Here is a 16102-nt window from a genome sequence, read left to right as displayed (position 1 = left end):
TGCTTCACCGGGGCAGCAAAACGGGGTTGAGCAGGAGTTCATCCCCATCAACGGCTGGGAAAGCTGGCGGCGATTGCCGTTCATCGGGTCAAGGTTTCAACAGCTTATACCAGTACTTGAGGGAGCAATGACAGACATTTAAGATCCATTGTAAGGAGAGTCAGTACTCTGTGATCCAACGCTTCAAGCAGGACTTAAAAAACGACCTAATCGCCGGTCTACTGGTAGTGATTCCCCTCGCTACCACAATCTGGCTGACGATTACCATCGCCAATTGGGTGATCAATTTTCTCACCCGTATCCCCAAGCAACTCAATCCCTATAATAACCTCCACCCCATTTTGGTCAATCTCTTGAATTTATTGGTGGGGCTAACGGTGCCCCTCCTGTGTATTCTGCTGATTGGCTTAATGGCACGTAATATTGCGGGGCGGTGGTTGCTGGATTTAGGAGAACGAGTGTTACAGGCAATTCCCCTGGCTGGCTCAGTCTATAAAACGCTCAAACAGTTATTGGAAACCCTACTTAAGGATTCCAGCAGCAAATTTCGGCGGGTGATTTTAGTGGAGTATCCGCGTCAGGGAATGTGGGCGATAGCCTTCGTCACGGGAACAGCCACGGGTGAAATTCAAAGCAAACTCAACGACACCATGTTGAATATTTTCATTCCCACTACCCCAAACCCGACCACAGGATGGTATGCTGTTGTGCCGGAAAATGAAGTGATTAATCTCTCAATGTCGATCGAAGATGCCTTTAAGGTATTAATTTCCGGTGGAATTGTTGGACCGGCTGAATCCTCCATAGGTATGCCCCTAAAGATGCCATACGGTAAGACGACACGAGAGCAACCTCTACCCGATATGCGCCCGCAGCAGATGTTACCCACGGAAGAAAGTTCCTAGGGATTAGGGATAGGGGAAGAAGGGGACAAAGCACAAAAGACACAGGACAAAAGACAAAGGACAAAACCATGCAACCCCGTAGAATTGCTCGTGAACTGGCGCTTTTAAGCCTCTCTCAGATGCCTACTGAACCGGAACAGCTTGAGGAAAAACAACTGAGTCAGATGGTATTGATCGCCGTGAGGACTCTAACCGATGAAATTCACGAAGCATTAGAAACAGCCGCAGCAGAACTCAAACGCGGGAGCGATCGCCTCCTGGGGAGTGAAACCCGCGCGATCGATGTGCGAAGTGCTAAAACGATGGTCGCTGACGCCATAGAATTGACTCAGAAAGCGATTAACCGTATCGGTGTCGCCGTAGAAATGCCGGAAATGATTCAGCTGGCTAATCAAGCAGAGGTGCGGGCTTATGCCATAGAAATTCTACAGGCGATCGGTCGCAGGCAAGTAGAGATTGATGAAATATTAGTTCAATCTCTTAAAGATTGGCAGATTAATCGCTTACCCCGCATTGACCGGGATATTTTGCGAATAGCGGTGGCAGAAATAGCCTTTTTAGGCATTCCCGATCGCGTCGCTATTAACGAAGCCATAGAACTGGCTAAACGCTACAGCGATGAAGAAGGGCATCGATTTGTCAATGGCGTGTTGCGTCGCGTCACTACCCTGATAAATGAGCCAGACTCACCCATTCTACAAAAGTCCATTTAACCCTAGGTACAATCCGATCAGCCCTACCCTGATCGCGATCGCGAAAAAACTATCGTAACGTGGGGGAAGATGTCAAATATTGCTAAGGATACTCATAACTCCAACTAACAAATCAAAATGTCGGTAGGGGCGGGTTTAATCACATTGGGGTAACAAAAAAAGTTACTCGTCAAACCCGCCCTTACTCAAAACCATGCCCTCGATCGCAGCGAAGGGTCAAAACTCAAAACTATTTCTGGTTAGGTGCAATGGTGTTTAATTGGTTCCGCCGCCAAATTGGTAAAAGTGAAACAGCTTCCGACGAACAGACGCAGGAGCAGCAGTCAGCAACTCCCCAGGTTGAATCACAGCAACCGGAGAGTGAGTCTGCCACTCAGGAGCAGTCATCAACAGTTGCTGAAGACTATCTGAGTTGGGCAAAAGCAGCTTATACAAACCTGCAAAAGCAGCAGCAAGCACCCTCAGAAGCTCAAACCGCAGCGCCAGAGGTTCAACCGGACATAGCTGAACCTACTCAAGCTGAAATAACAGAGACTACAGAATCAAAAGAAACCTCCCCAGACTCAGAAACGGTGGAAGTGGCTCCAGAAGAGACGGCACCTGTAGAGTCAGTCTTTGAGCAGCCAGAGGGTGAAATAACACAGGCAGAACCTGAAGCCCCAACACCAACGGTACCTCCAGAATCCACAGTTGTTACTGAAGCTGAAACCGAACAACCAGAACCTGAGCCAATCGAGGTTCCGACTGCTTCAGACACCGTAGCCGCAGCGGAAACCCCAGCAGTACAGCCAGAACCCCCGGCTACAGAAGAATCAGCGACTGTCCCGATTTGGGCAAGGAAAGCTGAACGGGAAGAACGACTCAAACGGCTCGAAGCAACGGCGATTGAGACGCCAGAACCGGAACCCGTCACCCAACCCACCGCCCCACTAGAAGCAGAAGCGGGTGTAGCCTTTGATGAAGAATTCTTGTGGTCAGCCAAAGTCTTAGCGGCTCAAGGGCGTACCCCTGACGATGTTTCCGCCGAGGAAATTAGCTGGCTCAAACAACTCCGCTCTGGACTCGGCAAAACTCGTCGCAGCTTAGTCAATCAACTCAAGGCGATTGTCGGTCAAGGTCCGTTGAACCAAGACGCCGTGATGGAAATCGAGGCGTTGCTGTTGCAAGCGGATGTGGGTATTGAGGCAACGGATTACATTATTGAAACCCTGCAAGCTAAAATGCGCCAGGAAGTCTTACCTCCTGAACAAGCGATCGCGTATTTGAAACAAATTCTCCGGGATTTACTGGATAAACCCTGTCACGAGTCTTACGGTTCCACCTTTTTCCCGGAAAAAGATACCCTGAATATCTGGTTGATGACTGGGGTGAATGGCGCTGGGAAAACCACTACCATTGGCAAACTGTCTCACTTAGCCAATAAATCGGGTTACAAATGTTTAATTGGCGCTGCTGATACCTTCCGGGCGGCGGCGGTGGAACAGGTGAAGATTTGGGGAGAACGCAGTGGCACAGAGGTGATTGCTAATCCGGGCAAGAATACTGATCCAGCCGCCGTGGTATTCGATTCAATCACAGCCGCTCAAGCCCGAAATACGGAATTGCTTTTGATAGACACCGCAGGGCGTTTGCAAAACAAGAAAAATCTGATGGAGGAATTGGCGAAAATTCGCCGGATTATTGATAAAAAAGCACCGGAGGCGAAGGTGGAATCTTTGCTGGTATTGGATGCTACCCTTGGTCAAAATGGTTTGCGTCAAGCTGAGGTGTTCTCGGAAGCGGCAAAACTTAGTGGTGTGGTGTTGACTAAGTTGGATGGTACGGCTAAGGGGGGTGTGGCTTTGGCGATCGTGCAGCAACTGGGACTGCCGATTCGATTTATCGGTGCTGGGGAAGGGATTGAAGATTTGCGTCCCTTCTCAAGTTATGAGTTTGTTGAAGCGTTATTAAGTGGATGATAAGCATTGTAAAGTATTGTATTCCTTATTTAATAATGGATACGCCAAAGGACAAAGGACGAATGACATAAGACAAATGATAAAAATATGTAGCGATGTAACAATAGCCGAAAAAAATTAAGAAATATTGCCATAACTTGCTCCCATTGCTATGGTATGCATTGTCCATTTAGCGAATTATTGTGGGCAATTATGAATATCTTGCTCAATATTGGGGACTATGCATGTCATCGTTCAACGGGGAACGTGGGTAAAGTTGTAGCTTATGGGCATCAACTCATAGATAGTGTGTATCTACCCACTCTCAAAGTTGAAGTGCAGGTGGTGAATGAGACGGGAGTGAAGAAACGAACATTCATCGAAGACGTGTTTCAGGAATGGATGCGGGTAGATCAAGGAGGTAACCTTGGGGAGCAGACTGAGACGGATTTAGCGATCGCGTAAGGTTGAGAGGGCGCATCACCCCGCGCTCTTATTTTTCAAGACCAATGGTCTAGTGATATCGATTGTAATTTTGCCACCAAAATCAGGGATAGGGGCAGCGGGTTTACTCAGCCGCACTTGTACTCGCTCTACTCTATCGAGCTGTAACAGAGCCTGTGCGATCGCGCTGGCTAATTTTTCCACTAAGGAAAACTTAGAGGTTGTAATCAGTTGCTTAACCGTTTCGATGGCTTGGCGGTAATCCAAGGTATCCGCAATGTCATCACTCTCACCGGCGGCGGCTAAATCCAGCCATAACGTGAGATCCACTTCAAACCATTGTCCGAGTACCCGCTCTTCTGGCAGATAACCCGTATAGCCGTAAGAGCGAATTTTATTGACCTGTATACAATCCATTGATAATATCTGTCTATAGATAGAGTGAATTTTTGTAAAATTAACCTAATGAACTCATTTTCTCGTCCCCATCTCTCTATGCTTTCTATTGAAAATTTCAATGTTTAGAATTGTTCATATTCAGTTAATCTAATTAAATAAATGTTCTCAAGTGTTACAAAGCTTAAACTCTTCCCGGAAAATATGAGAAGATTTTCCAAATGCTTAACACTCTCTGAGTAAGCTGTCGTTCTCTCACTCCTCCGAGTCTAATGCAAATCACTAATCGCATACATTTTAGGAATCTACAGGGTGACATATTTGGAGGGCTCACCGCTGCGATTATCGCACTTCCCATGGCACTGGCTTTCGGGGTTGCCTCTGGCGCTGGCGCTGCAGCCGGTCTTTGGGGTGCTGTCTTAGTTGGCTTTTTTGCTGCCCTGTTTGGCGGTACACCCACTCTCATTTCCGAACCCACAGGTCCGATGACCGTGGTCATGACTGCCGTTATTGCCAAGCTCACGGTAACGGCGGATAGCCCAGAACAGGGTCTGGCTATGGCATTTACCGTAGTCATGATGGCAGGGATAATCCAAATTATTCTCGGCGCATTGCGGTTGGGTCGATACGTTACCCTAATGCCCTACACCGTAGTGTCCGGATTTATGTCTGGGATTGGATTTATCCTAGTCATCCTGCAACTCGGACCCTTTTTGGGACAGGCAAGTCCTAAGGGTGGCATCCTGGGTACGGTTCAAAACATAGGTACGCTGTTACAGAATATCAAGCCCGGTGAGACGGCTTTGGCAGTCTTGACGGTGGCTATTCTGGTCGTGATGCCAATTTTAGTGCAACAACTTGTACCGTCTAATATAAGGAAGTTTTTCCCGCCGGCGCAGTTAGTAGCGCTAATCGTCGGAACAGTCGTTGCTCTGTATGCGTTCCCCCTGATGGATGATATCCGACGCATTGGTGAGATACCTACAGGTTTGCCTACATTACAAGTGCCAACCTTTAGTGCGAATCAGTTCCAAAGTATGCTCATTGATGCCTTGGTTTTGGGGATGCTTGGTTGTATTGATGCCCTACTCACCTCCGTTGTTGCCGATAGTTTAACTCGTACTCAGCATGACTCGAACAAAGAATTAATTGGTCAAGGTATAGGTAACTTGATGTCCGGGTTATTTGGCGGTATTGCAGGTGCTGGTGCAACCATGGGAACCGTGGTCAATATCCAAACCGGTGCTAGAACTGCCGTATCGGGTTTAACTCGTGCCTTAATTTTGCTCGTTGTCATTTTAGGAGCCGCCAATCTAACCGCTTGGATTCCCATGGCAGTTCTGGCAGGAATTGCCCTCAAGGTAGGTATAGATATTATTGACTGGGGCTTCCTGAAGCGAGCGCACCAGGTTTCGATTAAAGCCGCCATGATTATGTATGGCGTGATCATCCTTACCGTCTTTGTTGACTTAATTGTTGCCGTTGGCGTTGGTGTGTTTGTTGCCAATCTCTTAACCATTGAACGTCTCTCCAAAGTCCAAGCCAATGATGTTAAGACGATTACGGATGCTGATGATGCCATCCAGATGAGTGCTGAAGAGAAAGAACTGATCGATCAAACCGATGGTCGCATCCTATTGTTCCATCTGAGTGGACCGATGATCTTTGGGGTGTCCAAGGCAATCTCCCGCCAGCATAATGCAATGGCAGATCATGATGTCCTGATTGTGGATTTAAGTGATGTCCCTCATTTAGGTGTTACCTCTTCGCTGGCGATTGAAAACGCTATACAAGAAGCCATTGATAAAGGTCGTCAAGTCTTCATTGTTGGTGCTACGGGTCAGATCAAACGACGCCTGCAAAAACTGGGGATTCTGTCACTCTTACCGGCACATCATTTGCACATGGATAGGACCGAAGCGTTGCGCCAAGCCGTTGCTGCGGTCAAGGGATATGAACCCCCGGCAAATGGTACATCCTCAACTGCCTATCCCACTCAAGCCGATGATGTTGCCATCAGCAACTAAAAGATTCAAATAAGGCTAGTTATATAGGATATGGTTGATATATAATCCCCCTCCCTTCAATGGGGGGAATTTTTTATGGGCGTGAATAGAAATTTGGAACACAAATGTAATATGTAAGCTAAACCATAAGAAGGAATTGGGATAATTATTATAAATATTGAATCTGTAAATTCCTTAATTTTGTCACAAAGACTTATAATTGTAGGAAGAGTTAAATGCGGTAAAATAAGGTTTGCTTTTTCTAATTGACTAAAAACAAACCTGTGTCCAGACCGATAAGGATAGGTCGGTGCCAAAAAGCCATCCAGACGATCTGATAATAGATTAGTCAAGTTAGGGTTGTGTGATAGGTATTCATTCTATCTCAGCACGCTCTAGTTAGGAATTTGCTTAAATTCAGATGTTAATGGATTTAGGAGACAAGCCGTTTAAGCACTGCGGCTTGACGGAACACGTTTTGAGGGACTAAATGTATTTGAGTGTCACTAAAGCTCAAGGATAAGTCATTAATTAACCTCACGGAGTTGAAGATAAACAGTAGATGGAAACCATGAGTTTTTCAGACCTGATCCAACCGATTCCTATAGTAGCAACAGCGCCAGAAAATGGTTCAATTGTACTCGCTGGCGTGTTGCTTAGTTTAGTCATCATTTATCTTGCCAGTAAACTAGGTGGAGAGTTATCTAAAGCAGTTGATTTACCGCCGGTTTTAGGTGAATTAGTCGGCGGTGTTGTGGTGGGTGTTTCAGCGTTGCATCTGCTAATTTTTCCTGAAAGTGGCGCGGTTGCGGCTGATTCGCTACTAATGAAGCTGCTGCAATGGATTGGTGATTTAAGCCCAGAGGCTGCCATCAGTGTCTTTGAAACCCAAAGTGAAGTGGTCTCGGTTTTAGCCGAAATTGGGGTGATCATCCTCTTATTTGAAATTGGCTTAGAATCGGACTTACGGGAACTCAAAGAAGTGGGTTACCAAGCGGCAATTGTGGCGGTGGTGGGAGTCGTCGCCCCGTTTGCGGCGGGTACAGCCGGGTTGATGTTTTTCTTTAATGTTGCCGCGATTCCGGCAATTTTTGCCGGTGCAGCGTTAACGGCAACTAGTATTGGTATTACATCCAAAGTTCTCTCGGAAATAGGGCGTCTCAAATCAAAAGAAGGTCAGATTATTGTCGGGGCGGCTGTTATTGATGATGTTTTGGGTATCATCGTTTTAGCCGTGGTTGCTAGTCTCGCTAAAACTGGTGAGGTTGACGTTTTCAACGTTATCTATCTGATTATTAGTGCGACTGTTTTCCTCCTCGGTTCTATTTTCCTCGGTAAGTTTTTCAACCACTCCTTTGTCACGATTGCTGATAAGTTACAAACGCGAGGCAAATTGGTTATTCCTGCGTTTACCTTTGCCTTTTTAATGGCGTTTTTAGCGAATGTGATCCAATTAGAAGCGATTTTAGGGGCATTTGCGGCGGGATTAGTTCTGGATGAAACAGATAAGCGCAAAGAACTGGATAAGCAGGTTGTTCCTATTGCCGATATTTTGGTACCCATTTTCTTTGTGACTGTGGGGGCGAAAGCGGATTTAGGGGTTCTCAATCCTGCAGTTCCGGCAAATCGGGAAGGATTAGTGATTGCTGTCTTCTTAATTGCGGTGGCGATTATCGGGAAATTGATTACAGGTTGGACATTTATTGGACAACCTCAAATTAACCGTTTTGCGATTGGGGTTGGTATGATTCCTCGTGGTGAAGTGGGATTGGTTTTTGCTGGAATTGGTTCAGCCAGTGGGGTTCTGAGTAAGCCTTTAGAAGCGGCGATTATCATTATGGTGATTCTGACGACGTTCTTAGCGCCACCTTTTTTGCGAATAGCATTTAAAGGTTCACCGGAGTCTGCGGAAATTGAGGAGTCTAAAGAAGCTCTCGAACAGGCAGATTTGTTGGGATAGAGAACCGTGGGGGTACGGCAGTGCCGTGCCCTTACAAATGTGGAAGAGGATAATTGAGTGCCAGCTTATTTTTGATGCGAAAACTGTTTTACTGATTCTTAATTTCAGCTAACCCTTGATGTAACGCCCCACGATGTCTCCAGCCAACGAACCCGCTGTAAAGACATTCCCCTTCGGGATTAGCGACAAAGATATGGTCAACTTGTAACGGATTTGTCCAGATGCGAATCGTGAATCCGTTGGCAAAAGTGATGTAGGGTTGACTACGGGTAAAGTCTCGCGGATGAGCATCAGTCATTCCGGGTACTGACTGCAAGCGTTCAATTAACTGAGCGGTAAAATCTAAGGGGTAAGGGTTAGTTATTGTCGGATTTGCCCAAAATTCCCGGATAATTCCGATGACTGTGGGATGATTTTTGAGTTGGGCATGGGCTAAATTGGGGATACTCACAAACTTGGCACCGGAAAACTTGGTTGATTCAACGGTAATTGTGCCGTCGCTACCCCTATCCCTATCGCCAGCAATGACTAACGTAGGAATCTTTTTGGCGATGGATTGGGCAATCTGGCGGCGATTTATCCCTAGCGCACTAGCCATACCGATACCAACACTAAAGGGGTCTATTAATCGGGCTAAATCTGCGCCGCCAATTGGGGATGCAACCAATACAAAGGATTCTATTTGAGACCACCATTCTGGATGTTGATTGAGAATTTCTAGCCAAATTAAACCGCCCATGGAATGACCGATAATTCGGATCGGGGTATCCGGATACTGGGTAATAGTTTCAGTGGCTATCCCTTCTACCTGTTTAATTAATGGTTCAATTCGCCACCAGGTTTTCAACCAACCCAGATTGGGTGTAACCAAGTGAGACTGGGGAGTGGCTAAGGTTTTCGCTAGGGCTGCGATCGCGTGATGGGTATCCGCCCAGCCATGTTGGGCAAATATAATAAAATCTGGGGTTTGGTTCATGGGCATCATCGAGAACGAAATAATCAGGAATAAAATAGGGTTATAGCAAAAGGCAGAAGGACTGTTTAGTCATGGCTTATAGCGATTTTAAAACAATCAATCAAGTTAAAGCCAAGTTCGATCTGACGATTAATCTAATTAATTTGTTTCCCCAAAGCGAACAGATTGAACCGAGCGACTACCTCAAAATGACCCTGACTCGTAATTTGAAAGTCGCCTTTGATAACGATACTGAAAAAGCTCGTTCAGAGTTGATTATTGCACCGTTGTTGATAGAAATCAGAGAGATGTTTAATGGTAAAATTAGCTTGTTTTCTGGTCGAGATTTTAATGTTGATGCCAGCCAAGGACTCAATGGCTTTTGTGACTATATTTTGAGTGCCTCACCGTTTACATTAGAAATCGAGTCCCCAGTAGTGACAATTGTCGAAGCCAAAAATGAGAGTACTACTGTCGGTTTAGGACAGTGTATTGCGGAAATGGTCGCAGCACAACGGTTTAACCAAGCGAGAGACCAAATGATTGAAAGTATCTATGGTGCTGTAACCACGGGTCGCGTCTGGCGCTTTCTCCAGCTTTCGGCTCAAACGGTTGCGATAGATAACGAGGAATTGGTGATCGAGGATGCCGACGATATAAATATTGCTAAGATTTTAGCCATTTTAAGTCAGCCAATTCAACGATTGCATCTTGGTTAATCTGTTCAGGATTTAGATGGCAATACCTCAATCTATCAAAGAGAACAGGAAACTCGGTCGGGGCGGGTTTAGTGACATCTGGGTGGGTTAAGAAAGGATAATAGTGAAACCCGCCCCTACACCGAACTATGGTACGTTCGTTCCTGAATAATCATCAATTAACCTTTAACAAATAAGGACGAATGACGTAGCTTGCTTCTCAAGGGTAGCGAGTATGACGAAATACCAATAACAAATCAACCATTAATTATTACTGGATTTTGCCAAAAGTCGCGAATCACTTCCGCTACAGCCGGATGATTTTTTAGGGTGGGATGAGATAATGTGGGCAGATAAAAGAAATTTGCACCAGGAACCTTTGTCTCTTCTAGAGTCACTGCACCGTCCGTTCCGCCACCAACATCGCCCGCAATCACTAATGTGGGAATCACTTTAGCAATAGATTCCGCCATCTGGCGGCGATTGTCAAGCATTGCCCCAGCTATCCCGACACCCATTCCCAAAACCGTAAAATTTCGGGCTAAATCCACCCCACCGATGGGTGAAGCCACAAGGACTAACGACTCCACCTGAGACCACCATTCGGGATGTCGGTTAAGCAGTTCCACCCAGACTAATCCCCCTAGGGAATAGCCGATAATCCGGATCGGTGTATCGGGATACTTGGCAATTGTTTCCGTGGCTATTTCGTCCACTTGCTTGATTAATGGCTGAATCCGCCACCAAGTTTTTAACCAACCGAGATTGGGTGTAATCACGAGAGTCTGGGGAGTCGCCAGCGTTTGCGCCATCGCTGCGATCGCAACTTCGGTATCCGCCCAGCCGTGTTGGGCAAATAGAATATAATCTGGGGTGTCACTCATTCCGCCAAACTCCTAAACGTTTCTCTGTGGCTCCTGAGAAGACCCTCACTGTGTGGGATGGAAGCGTCAACCACTTAGTTTAGCTTTCACCATGGCTTGAATCTTGCGACCTTCAGCACGCCCTTTGAGCTTTTCCATTGTAGGTCCCATGACTTTCCCCATGTCTTTCATGGAACTTGCGCCAGTTAGGGTAATAATTTCATCCAGTACCGCTTCAATTTCCTGATCCGACAGTGGGGTGGGGAGATATTCTTCAAGTATGGCTAACTCTTTTGCTTCTTGTTCTGCCAAGTCTTCCCGTCCAGCGTTACGATATTGTTCAATTGAATCCCGACGCTGTTTAGCCAGTTGAGCTAAGAGTTCAAGTTCCTGAGTTTCAGTGAGACTGTCTTGTCCTTGAGGACGCACGCTTATCTCTTTTTCCAGGATCAGCTTTTTGATACTGCGAACCGTTTCCAGCCATACTTTATCTTTCGCCTTCATCGCGACTTTGATGTCTTCAGAGATGCGGTCTTTGAGGCTCATATTACTATTGAGTAAACAACTTATTAAATTATTATAATATTTCTGACTCTTTACTCTAAAAAATAAGTACCCAACTCTTGAATTCGCTCAACCCAAGCCTTAACCTCATCAGCCACTTTATATTTCCAGTCGAGTTGCAATACGTCTCTGGTATAAGAATCGTCATAAAGTCAGATGGAAACGGCTGATAACCCCAGTAGGGTTTGCCCGTAATGAACTGCTGAATAGCAAAATCCCAAAACCCGCCACGGGTTGGTGATGCACCATACACCGACGAAGGATACAGGATGGAAGCATTAAATCCTTGGCTGATGTATTTTTCTGTTAGTGCATCCTTCATCAAATTTACACCTGATAATAATTCACTCCATGCTAAATACTTGGGCTTGGCGAAACCGGGCGGCGGAGGTGTTTCCGTGATTCGTCCTCCTTCAGCGATCGTTTTAATATCATGCTCGCGAATTACGGCTTCAATCTCCTCTGTGGAAAAATGTGATTCTTTCGAGTGGATTATTTCCTTACAGAACGGTGCGATAGTCTTACTGTTACTACTGGGGCGCACAAGTGCGACAACATGGAAATCTTGGGTTTGGCAAAACTTCTGACATAATGCTCCCCCAACATAGCCGGTTGCTCCCAGGATCAAAATAGTTTTAACCGAGGTTTTCTCATTTACCAATGTGTTAAATTTTGACATGATTTTATAAAAATATTGATGGTTTTAACAGGACTTATTTTTACTATAACTAGCTGGCATCACTTTATCCCTACTACAAATCCGTAATGTCCGATACTTTGGCTACTCTATCGCTTCATCTTGTTCCCTCTGCCACTGGGCTAAAATCTCACCCGGATTAAACCCACGGTATTGAAGGTAATTCCATACCTTTGGCTTTGTCTTCGGGTCAATCTTATGAAAATCAGTGATTTTATATTTTCTCATAACCTTAGCTTTTAAACTATCCAGTTTTCCCGGTTCTTCGTCTTCCGTTTGAGACTGCCAAATTTGTTCAAAAAATTCAGAATCAATCCCCTTTTCTCGGCATTTGCGCTTAATGACTACTTTTCCATATTTACCCCGATAGGACGTAATCATACTTTCGACAAAGCGAGTATCAGACTGATAATTGAGTCGTTGGAGTTTTTCAATAGATTCAGTAATATCCGTAACATTAAACCCTTTTTCTTGAGCTTTTTTGGTCAATTCAAAAACACTATAGTCTCGACGTGCTAAAAGCTTGCATAAATAGTCAATACAAGTCATCTTAATTATAAACTAGGTGTTGTTTTTTGCCAGAAAATTATTTTGTGGATCTTAGACTAAGATAACAGGAAGAGAACTCATTTCTAGAACCGCTTTCGACACGGAACCGACTCGCACCTGTTGCCAACGTTGATGTCCCCGTTTTCCCATAGTAATATCTGTCACTTGATACTCTTGCGCCACACGAACTATTTCCTCTGGAATGGAACCCGTGAGCGTGATAAATTGATAGCGAATATCACTGAGCAATCGTTGAGTGCGATCGCGCAGCTTTTCTACCTCCTCTATCTCATCACTATTGATAACATGTAAGACAATCACTTCACCATCTGTGCGCCGAGCAATACTGGCTACTTTCCGTAAAACCTCTGTCGCCAAGGGAGATGTATCCACAGCCGCTAACAAGACGGTATGAGTCACCACAGTTACTTTCGTCGGGTCAACCTCTCCCCGTTCCAATAATTTTGGCGCAAACGTAGGAATCGCCCAAGCACCAATCGGTGCCGTGGTCAAAATTGAAAGCGCCGCGATCGCTAAAATTACTTCTCCCCCTTCAATTCCCCTAGCGAAAGGAATCGCACCAATCGCCGCTTGTACCGTTGCTTTTGCCATATTTCCCGGCAGTAAAAACAACCGTTCTTGCCATGTCCAATTACTCCCTAACGTCGAGAGATACCAACCCACGGGACGACCAATAAACAAACCAATAGCTAACACTAAAAGTCCCGGTAAAACTGTATTTCCTAATACCTGGAGTTGAACGCTAGCGCCTAATAAGACAAATAGGACAATCTCCGCCACAATCCAAAGGCTATCAAATCCACCGCGTAGGCGTCGAGCCAACGGTGCATCCAACTCAATCAAAAAGAACCCCATCGCCATAGCGGCTAAGTAACCTGAATAAGGCAATGTTTTCTCAACAATTACCAATAATAGAGCAATTCCAGCGGCAATTAAAACATCTTGAACCGTGTTTTGTGTCCAATTTTGTTCCGTTAGCAGCGAGACGATTAAACGAGCCGCCGCGTAGCCAATTAAGACGCCCAGTCCGATTTCAATGAATACTTGAAACGGTAGTAATTGTACGGCTGAAAGTGTAAATCCTCCAGGTAGGGTGATGGTTTCAATTCCGCCCTGACCTAAAAAACTCAACAATAAACTGAATAGAAGTAATAATAGAACATCGGATAAGGCACTCCCCGTGAGAATGGCATCGGGAATTCCCTTCGTCACCCCCCAACCCAAACGTTTCAGTCGCAGCATTCCTGGGACAATTACCGCCGGAGATTCTGCGCCAATGATGCAACCCAAGAGTAACCCAGTGGGAACGTCAAACTGAAAAATCCAGATCGCAGCTAACGCGATCGCAATTGCCTCAAACCCCGCCGGCAAAAAGCCTAACCGCAGCGCCACACTTCCCTGAGAAAGTAGCTTTTCCCGATCCAGCCCCAATCCTGCTTTCATTAAGATAACCATCACAGCAACCGTTCGCAGGCTATCCGCCACCTCTAGTACATCTGAACTGATGACATTGCCAACCTGTGGTCCGAGGACAATCCCCACCAAAATCATACCGATCAACGGTGGCGCACCTAAACGACGGGCAATTTGACCCCCAAAAAAGCCCATCAATAAAATCCACAATGCGCTGGTTAACATGGAGGATTCTGGTTCTGAGGAAAGATAAAGGATAAATAATTAATTCGACTGACTATCACGACGCCCTAGTTCATAAACAGCGCCACTGATACAAGCCAGAAGCCCCATACTAATTGCCCAACTCGAACCGAGAGTAAGTTCGACACCCCAGTTGCAGCCAGCGCCAACGATTAAAAATGGCACAATGCTGAACAGGGAAGCATAGAATGTGTTTTGGGCTTCTCTTCCCCGACGAGTGCGTTCATATTCCTTCACAGAGGTGTAGAGCGATCGCTCGGCAAAGTTAAACCAGCGATTTAGCTGTTCCATGATCCAGTGGCTTAGCGTCGAGAAGCCCCAGTAAAGCGCTAGCGCCCACAACGATGCACCCGCGATCGCGCTCGTATTTAACTCGAATGGAAAGGGCAAAAGTTCAGTGATCATGAGTGGCTTGGTAGGATAGGGCGACTAATGAGTAATTAATGTATCTTAACAAAATGCCGCTGTTCCCTGTTCCCTGTTATTTGACAAATGACCAATCCCAGCTTGCGGCAAAATAGGTAAGTTAGCCCCCATCTGTTTGAATATGACTACTGCGAGCCAAAAACGAACCGAAAATCGCCCCAGTCACCAGGCTATGCAACTTTTGGCAATTGGCATGGGATTGTTGATGACAGTTATAGCGTGGATGGTAGATGTGCCTTGCGCGATCGCACAGGATAATACTGTCAACTACACCCTTACTGAATTACACTATCGAGATTTTTCCAATCAAAACTTAGCGGGAACCTCCTTTGCTGGCGCCGATTTACGCGGCGCCTCTTTTCGAGGAGCGTCTCTTCAAGGATCAATTCTCACCAAAGCGGCGTTTTTTGAGGCGGATTTAACTGAAGCCAACCTGTCAGAGACTTTAGCGGATCGAGTTATCTTTGACGGTGCTAATTTAACCAATGCTATTTTTACTGATGCTATTGCCAATCGCAGCCGCTTTCTTGATGCCACGATTACCGGGGCAGATTTTTCCGGTGCATTGCTTGATACCTATCAAATCTCGTTAATGTGTAAACGGGCAGAGGGTGTTAATCCCTTCACTGGCGTTTCCACGCGGGATAGTTTAGGGTGTCGCTAGTTACTGATAATTTATCAACAAAACCCGTCTTTGAGCAAACGTCAACCCTAAAGAATTTTGTCCATTGAAAAACAACAGCAACTTTTAAATTTTTGCCCGTAATTTCCTCTAGTGACGCAAGTTGTTTTGGAGTTGCACTGACTGACCTCACACCCTTCAGTTGCATAGCTCCCAGTCTTGTCTTTGAGGAAATTATGAACAATCCAGTTTATCGTTGCTGTTGTTTGTTGACGAGACAGATATTGGGGTAAACAGATGTTTTGACCTTGTTATCGTGATGTTTAAGTTACACTAGACTAGACGTGGTTATCTGTCAGGGAAGCTTTATAGCTTCACTTTTTAACTTTACTCCTTTCTGCTTTTTGTGGACTAAGAATGATACAGAAGTTTGCTCATTGAAAAATAAGATAATAAATCGATATAATAGTTTACAATGATTGGGCTCTTGCCGAACGAAGTACCTGGACATAAATTTGGTCTACTGAGTTAAAGATTGTAACAACTTTCAAGACCTTCTTGGCTAAATTGCGGTTAGCAGGGTGGGAGGTAGACTCGGAAAAGCTTAAGTATTTTGACACTCCCACGGCTTAAAGCGCGTGGGATTCTACATTCATCGTCAGAACTTGCTCTACCAGGCTTGCGCCAAGT

At 45.6% G+C, this 16102-nt stretch carries 16 protein-coding genes; 8 read left to right on the top strand and 8 right to left on the bottom strand.

Features of this window, described 5'->3' with window-relative positions; genetic code table 11:
- Positions 1–170 precede the first annotated feature (170 nt).
- From ACLGGO_RS12275 to ACLGGO_RS12260, 4 genes are all read left to right on the top strand, one after another.
- Positions 171–905, top strand: a complete 735-nt coding sequence (locus tag ACLGGO_RS12275) for a DUF502 domain-containing protein (protein WP_446354510.1) — start codon at positions 171–173, stop codon at positions 903–905.
- A 68-nt stretch (positions 906–973) separates the two neighbouring features.
- Positions 974–1618, top strand: a complete 645-nt coding sequence (gene nusB / locus ACLGGO_RS12270) for a transcription antitermination factor NusB (RefSeq protein ID WP_446339250.1) — start codon at positions 974–976, stop codon at positions 1616–1618.
- A 248-nt stretch (positions 1619–1866) separates the two neighbouring features.
- On the top strand, positions 1867–3576 hold the full coding sequence (ftsY, locus tag ACLGGO_RS12265; protein ID WP_446419530.1) for a signal recognition particle-docking protein FtsY: 1710 nt from the start codon (positions 1867–1869) through the stop codon (positions 3574–3576).
- A 192-nt stretch (positions 3577–3768) separates the two neighbouring features.
- Complete coding sequence (locus ACLGGO_RS12260) at positions 3769–4020, top strand: hypothetical protein (RefSeq protein WP_446339248.1); 252 nt, start codon at positions 3769–3771, stop codon at positions 4018–4020.
- Positions 4021–4035: 15 nt separating this feature from the next.
- Here the strand turns inward: ACLGGO_RS12260 and folB are convergent, their stop codons facing one another.
- On the bottom strand, positions 4036–4416 hold the full coding sequence (gene folB, locus ACLGGO_RS12255) for a dihydroneopterin aldolase (protein ID WP_446419529.1): 381 nt from the start codon (positions 4414–4416) through the stop codon (positions 4036–4038).
- Between the two features lie 251 nt (positions 4417–4667).
- Here folB and bicA point away from each other — a divergent pair, with 251 nt between their 5' ends.
- Positions 4668–6422, top strand: coding sequence for a bicarbonate transporter BicA (bicA, locus tag ACLGGO_RS12250; RefSeq protein WP_446419528.1), 1755 nt, complete (start codon positions 4668–4670; stop codon positions 6420–6422).
- A 550-nt stretch (positions 6423–6972) separates the two neighbouring features.
- A complete protein-coding gene (locus tag ACLGGO_RS12245) occupies positions 6973–8361 on the top strand; it encodes a cation:proton antiporter (RefSeq protein WP_446419527.1) in 1389 nt (462 codons plus the stop codon).
- Positions 8362–8449: 88 nt separating this feature from the next.
- Here ACLGGO_RS12245 and ACLGGO_RS12240 read toward each other — a convergent pair whose 3' ends face one another.
- A complete protein-coding gene (locus ACLGGO_RS12240) occupies positions 8450–9337 on the bottom strand; it encodes an alpha/beta fold hydrolase (protein WP_446419526.1) in 888 nt (295 codons plus the stop codon).
- A 71-nt stretch (positions 9338–9408) separates the two neighbouring features.
- Here ACLGGO_RS12240 and ACLGGO_RS12235 point away from each other — a divergent pair, with 71 nt between their 5' ends.
- Positions 9409–10035: a hypothetical protein gene (locus ACLGGO_RS12235; RefSeq protein ID WP_446419525.1), complete on the top strand. Its 627-nt coding sequence runs from the start codon at positions 9409–9411 to the stop codon at positions 10033–10035.
- A 236-nt stretch (positions 10036–10271) separates the two neighbouring features.
- Here ACLGGO_RS12235 and ACLGGO_RS12230 read toward each other — a convergent pair whose 3' ends face one another.
- From ACLGGO_RS12230 to ACLGGO_RS12205, 6 genes are all read right to left on the bottom strand, one after another.
- A complete protein-coding gene (locus ACLGGO_RS12230; protein ID WP_446419524.1) occupies positions 10272–10898 on the bottom strand; it encodes an alpha/beta hydrolase in 627 nt (208 codons plus the stop codon).
- Positions 10899–10964: 66 nt separating this feature from the next.
- Entirely contained in the window at positions 10965–11423 is a 459-nt protein-coding gene (locus ACLGGO_RS12225; protein ID WP_446339239.1) for a GatB/YqeY domain-containing protein, read from the bottom strand.
- 55 nt (positions 11424–11478) lie between these two features.
- Entirely contained in the window at positions 11479–12120 is a 642-nt protein-coding gene (locus tag ACLGGO_RS12220) for a hypothetical protein (RefSeq protein WP_446419523.1), read from the bottom strand.
- 102 nt (positions 12121–12222) lie between these two features.
- On the bottom strand, positions 12223–12687 hold the full coding sequence (locus ACLGGO_RS12215; protein ID WP_446419522.1) for a regulatory protein RecX: 465 nt from the start codon (positions 12685–12687) through the stop codon (positions 12223–12225).
- A 51-nt stretch (positions 12688–12738) separates the two neighbouring features.
- Positions 12739–14346, bottom strand: coding sequence for a cation:proton antiporter (locus ACLGGO_RS12210; protein ID WP_446419521.1), 1608 nt, complete (start codon positions 14344–14346; stop codon positions 12739–12741).
- Between the two features lie 39 nt (positions 14347–14385).
- Positions 14386–14769 carry a hypothetical protein gene (locus ACLGGO_RS12205; RefSeq protein ID WP_446419520.1) on the bottom strand — a complete coding sequence of 128 codons (384 nt, stop codon included), beginning with the start codon at positions 14767–14769 and terminating at the stop codon, positions 14386–14388.
- A gap of 142 nt (positions 14770–14911) precedes the next feature.
- On the opposite strand from ACLGGO_RS12205, the gene ACLGGO_RS12200 reads away from it, so the two are divergent.
- Positions 14912–15454 carry a pentapeptide repeat-containing protein gene (locus ACLGGO_RS12200; RefSeq protein ID WP_446419519.1) on the top strand — a complete coding sequence of 181 codons (543 nt, stop codon included), beginning with the start codon at positions 14912–14914 and terminating at the stop codon, positions 15452–15454.
- The last annotated feature ends 648 nt before the right edge of the window (positions 15455–16102 follow it).

This window comes from Coleofasciculus sp. (assembly GCF_046565525.1).
GTDB lineage: Bacteria > Cyanobacteriota > Cyanobacteriia > Cyanobacteriales > Coleofasciculaceae > Coleofasciculus.
Note: the sequence above shows the minus strand (reverse complement) of the source record. Positions and strands in the feature narration are given on the sequence as shown.

Bases quoted from the DNA above. Each gene is read 5' to 3' on its own strand.
- nusB (WP_446339250.1), top strand. From the start codon at position 974: ATGCAACCCCGTAGAATTGCTCGTGAACTGGCGCTTTTAAGCCTCTCT.
- ftsY (WP_446419530.1), top strand. From the start codon at position 1,867: ATGGTGTTTAATTGGTTCCGCCGCCAAATTGGTAAAAGTGAAACAGCT.
- ACLGGO_RS12260 (WP_446339248.1), top strand. From the start codon at position 3,769: ATGAATATCTTGCTCAATATTGGGGACTATGCATGTCATCGTTCAACG.
- folB (WP_446419529.1), bottom strand. From the start codon at position 4,416: ATGGATTGTATACAGGTCAATAAAATTCGCTCTTACGGCTATACGGGT.
- bicA (WP_446419528.1), top strand. From the start codon at position 4,668: ATGCAAATCACTAATCGCATACATTTTAGGAATCTACAGGGTGACATA.
- ACLGGO_RS12245 (WP_446419527.1), top strand. From the start codon at position 6,973: ATGAGTTTTTCAGACCTGATCCAACCGATTCCTATAGTAGCAACAGCG.
- ACLGGO_RS12240 (WP_446419526.1), bottom strand. From the start codon at position 9,337: ATGAACCAAACCCCAGATTTTATTATATTTGCCCAACATGGCTGGGCG.
- ACLGGO_RS12235 (WP_446419525.1), top strand. From the start codon at position 9,409: ATGGCTTATAGCGATTTTAAAACAATCAATCAAGTTAAAGCCAAGTTC.
- ACLGGO_RS12230 (WP_446419524.1), bottom strand. From the start codon at position 10,898: ATGAGTGACACCCCAGATTATATTCTATTTGCCCAACACGGCTGGGCG.
- ACLGGO_RS12225 (WP_446339239.1), bottom strand. From the start codon at position 11,423: ATGAGCCTCAAAGACCGCATCTCTGAAGACATCAAAGTCGCGATGAAG.
- ACLGGO_RS12220 (WP_446419523.1), bottom strand. From the start codon at position 12,120: ATGTCAAAATTTAACACATTGGTAAATGAGAAAACCTCGGTTAAAACT.
- ACLGGO_RS12215 (WP_446419522.1), bottom strand. From the start codon at position 12,687: ATGACTTGTATTGACTATTTATGCAAGCTTTTAGCACGTCGAGACTAT.
- ACLGGO_RS12210 (WP_446419521.1), bottom strand. From the start codon at position 14,346: ATGTTAACCAGCGCATTGTGGATTTTATTGATGGGCTTTTTTGGGGGT.
- ACLGGO_RS12205 (WP_446419520.1), bottom strand. From the start codon at position 14,769: ATGATCACTGAACTTTTGCCCTTTCCATTCGAGTTAAATACGAGCGCG.
- ACLGGO_RS12200 (WP_446419519.1), top strand. From the start codon at position 14,912: ATGACTACTGCGAGCCAAAAACGAACCGAAAATCGCCCCAGTCACCAG.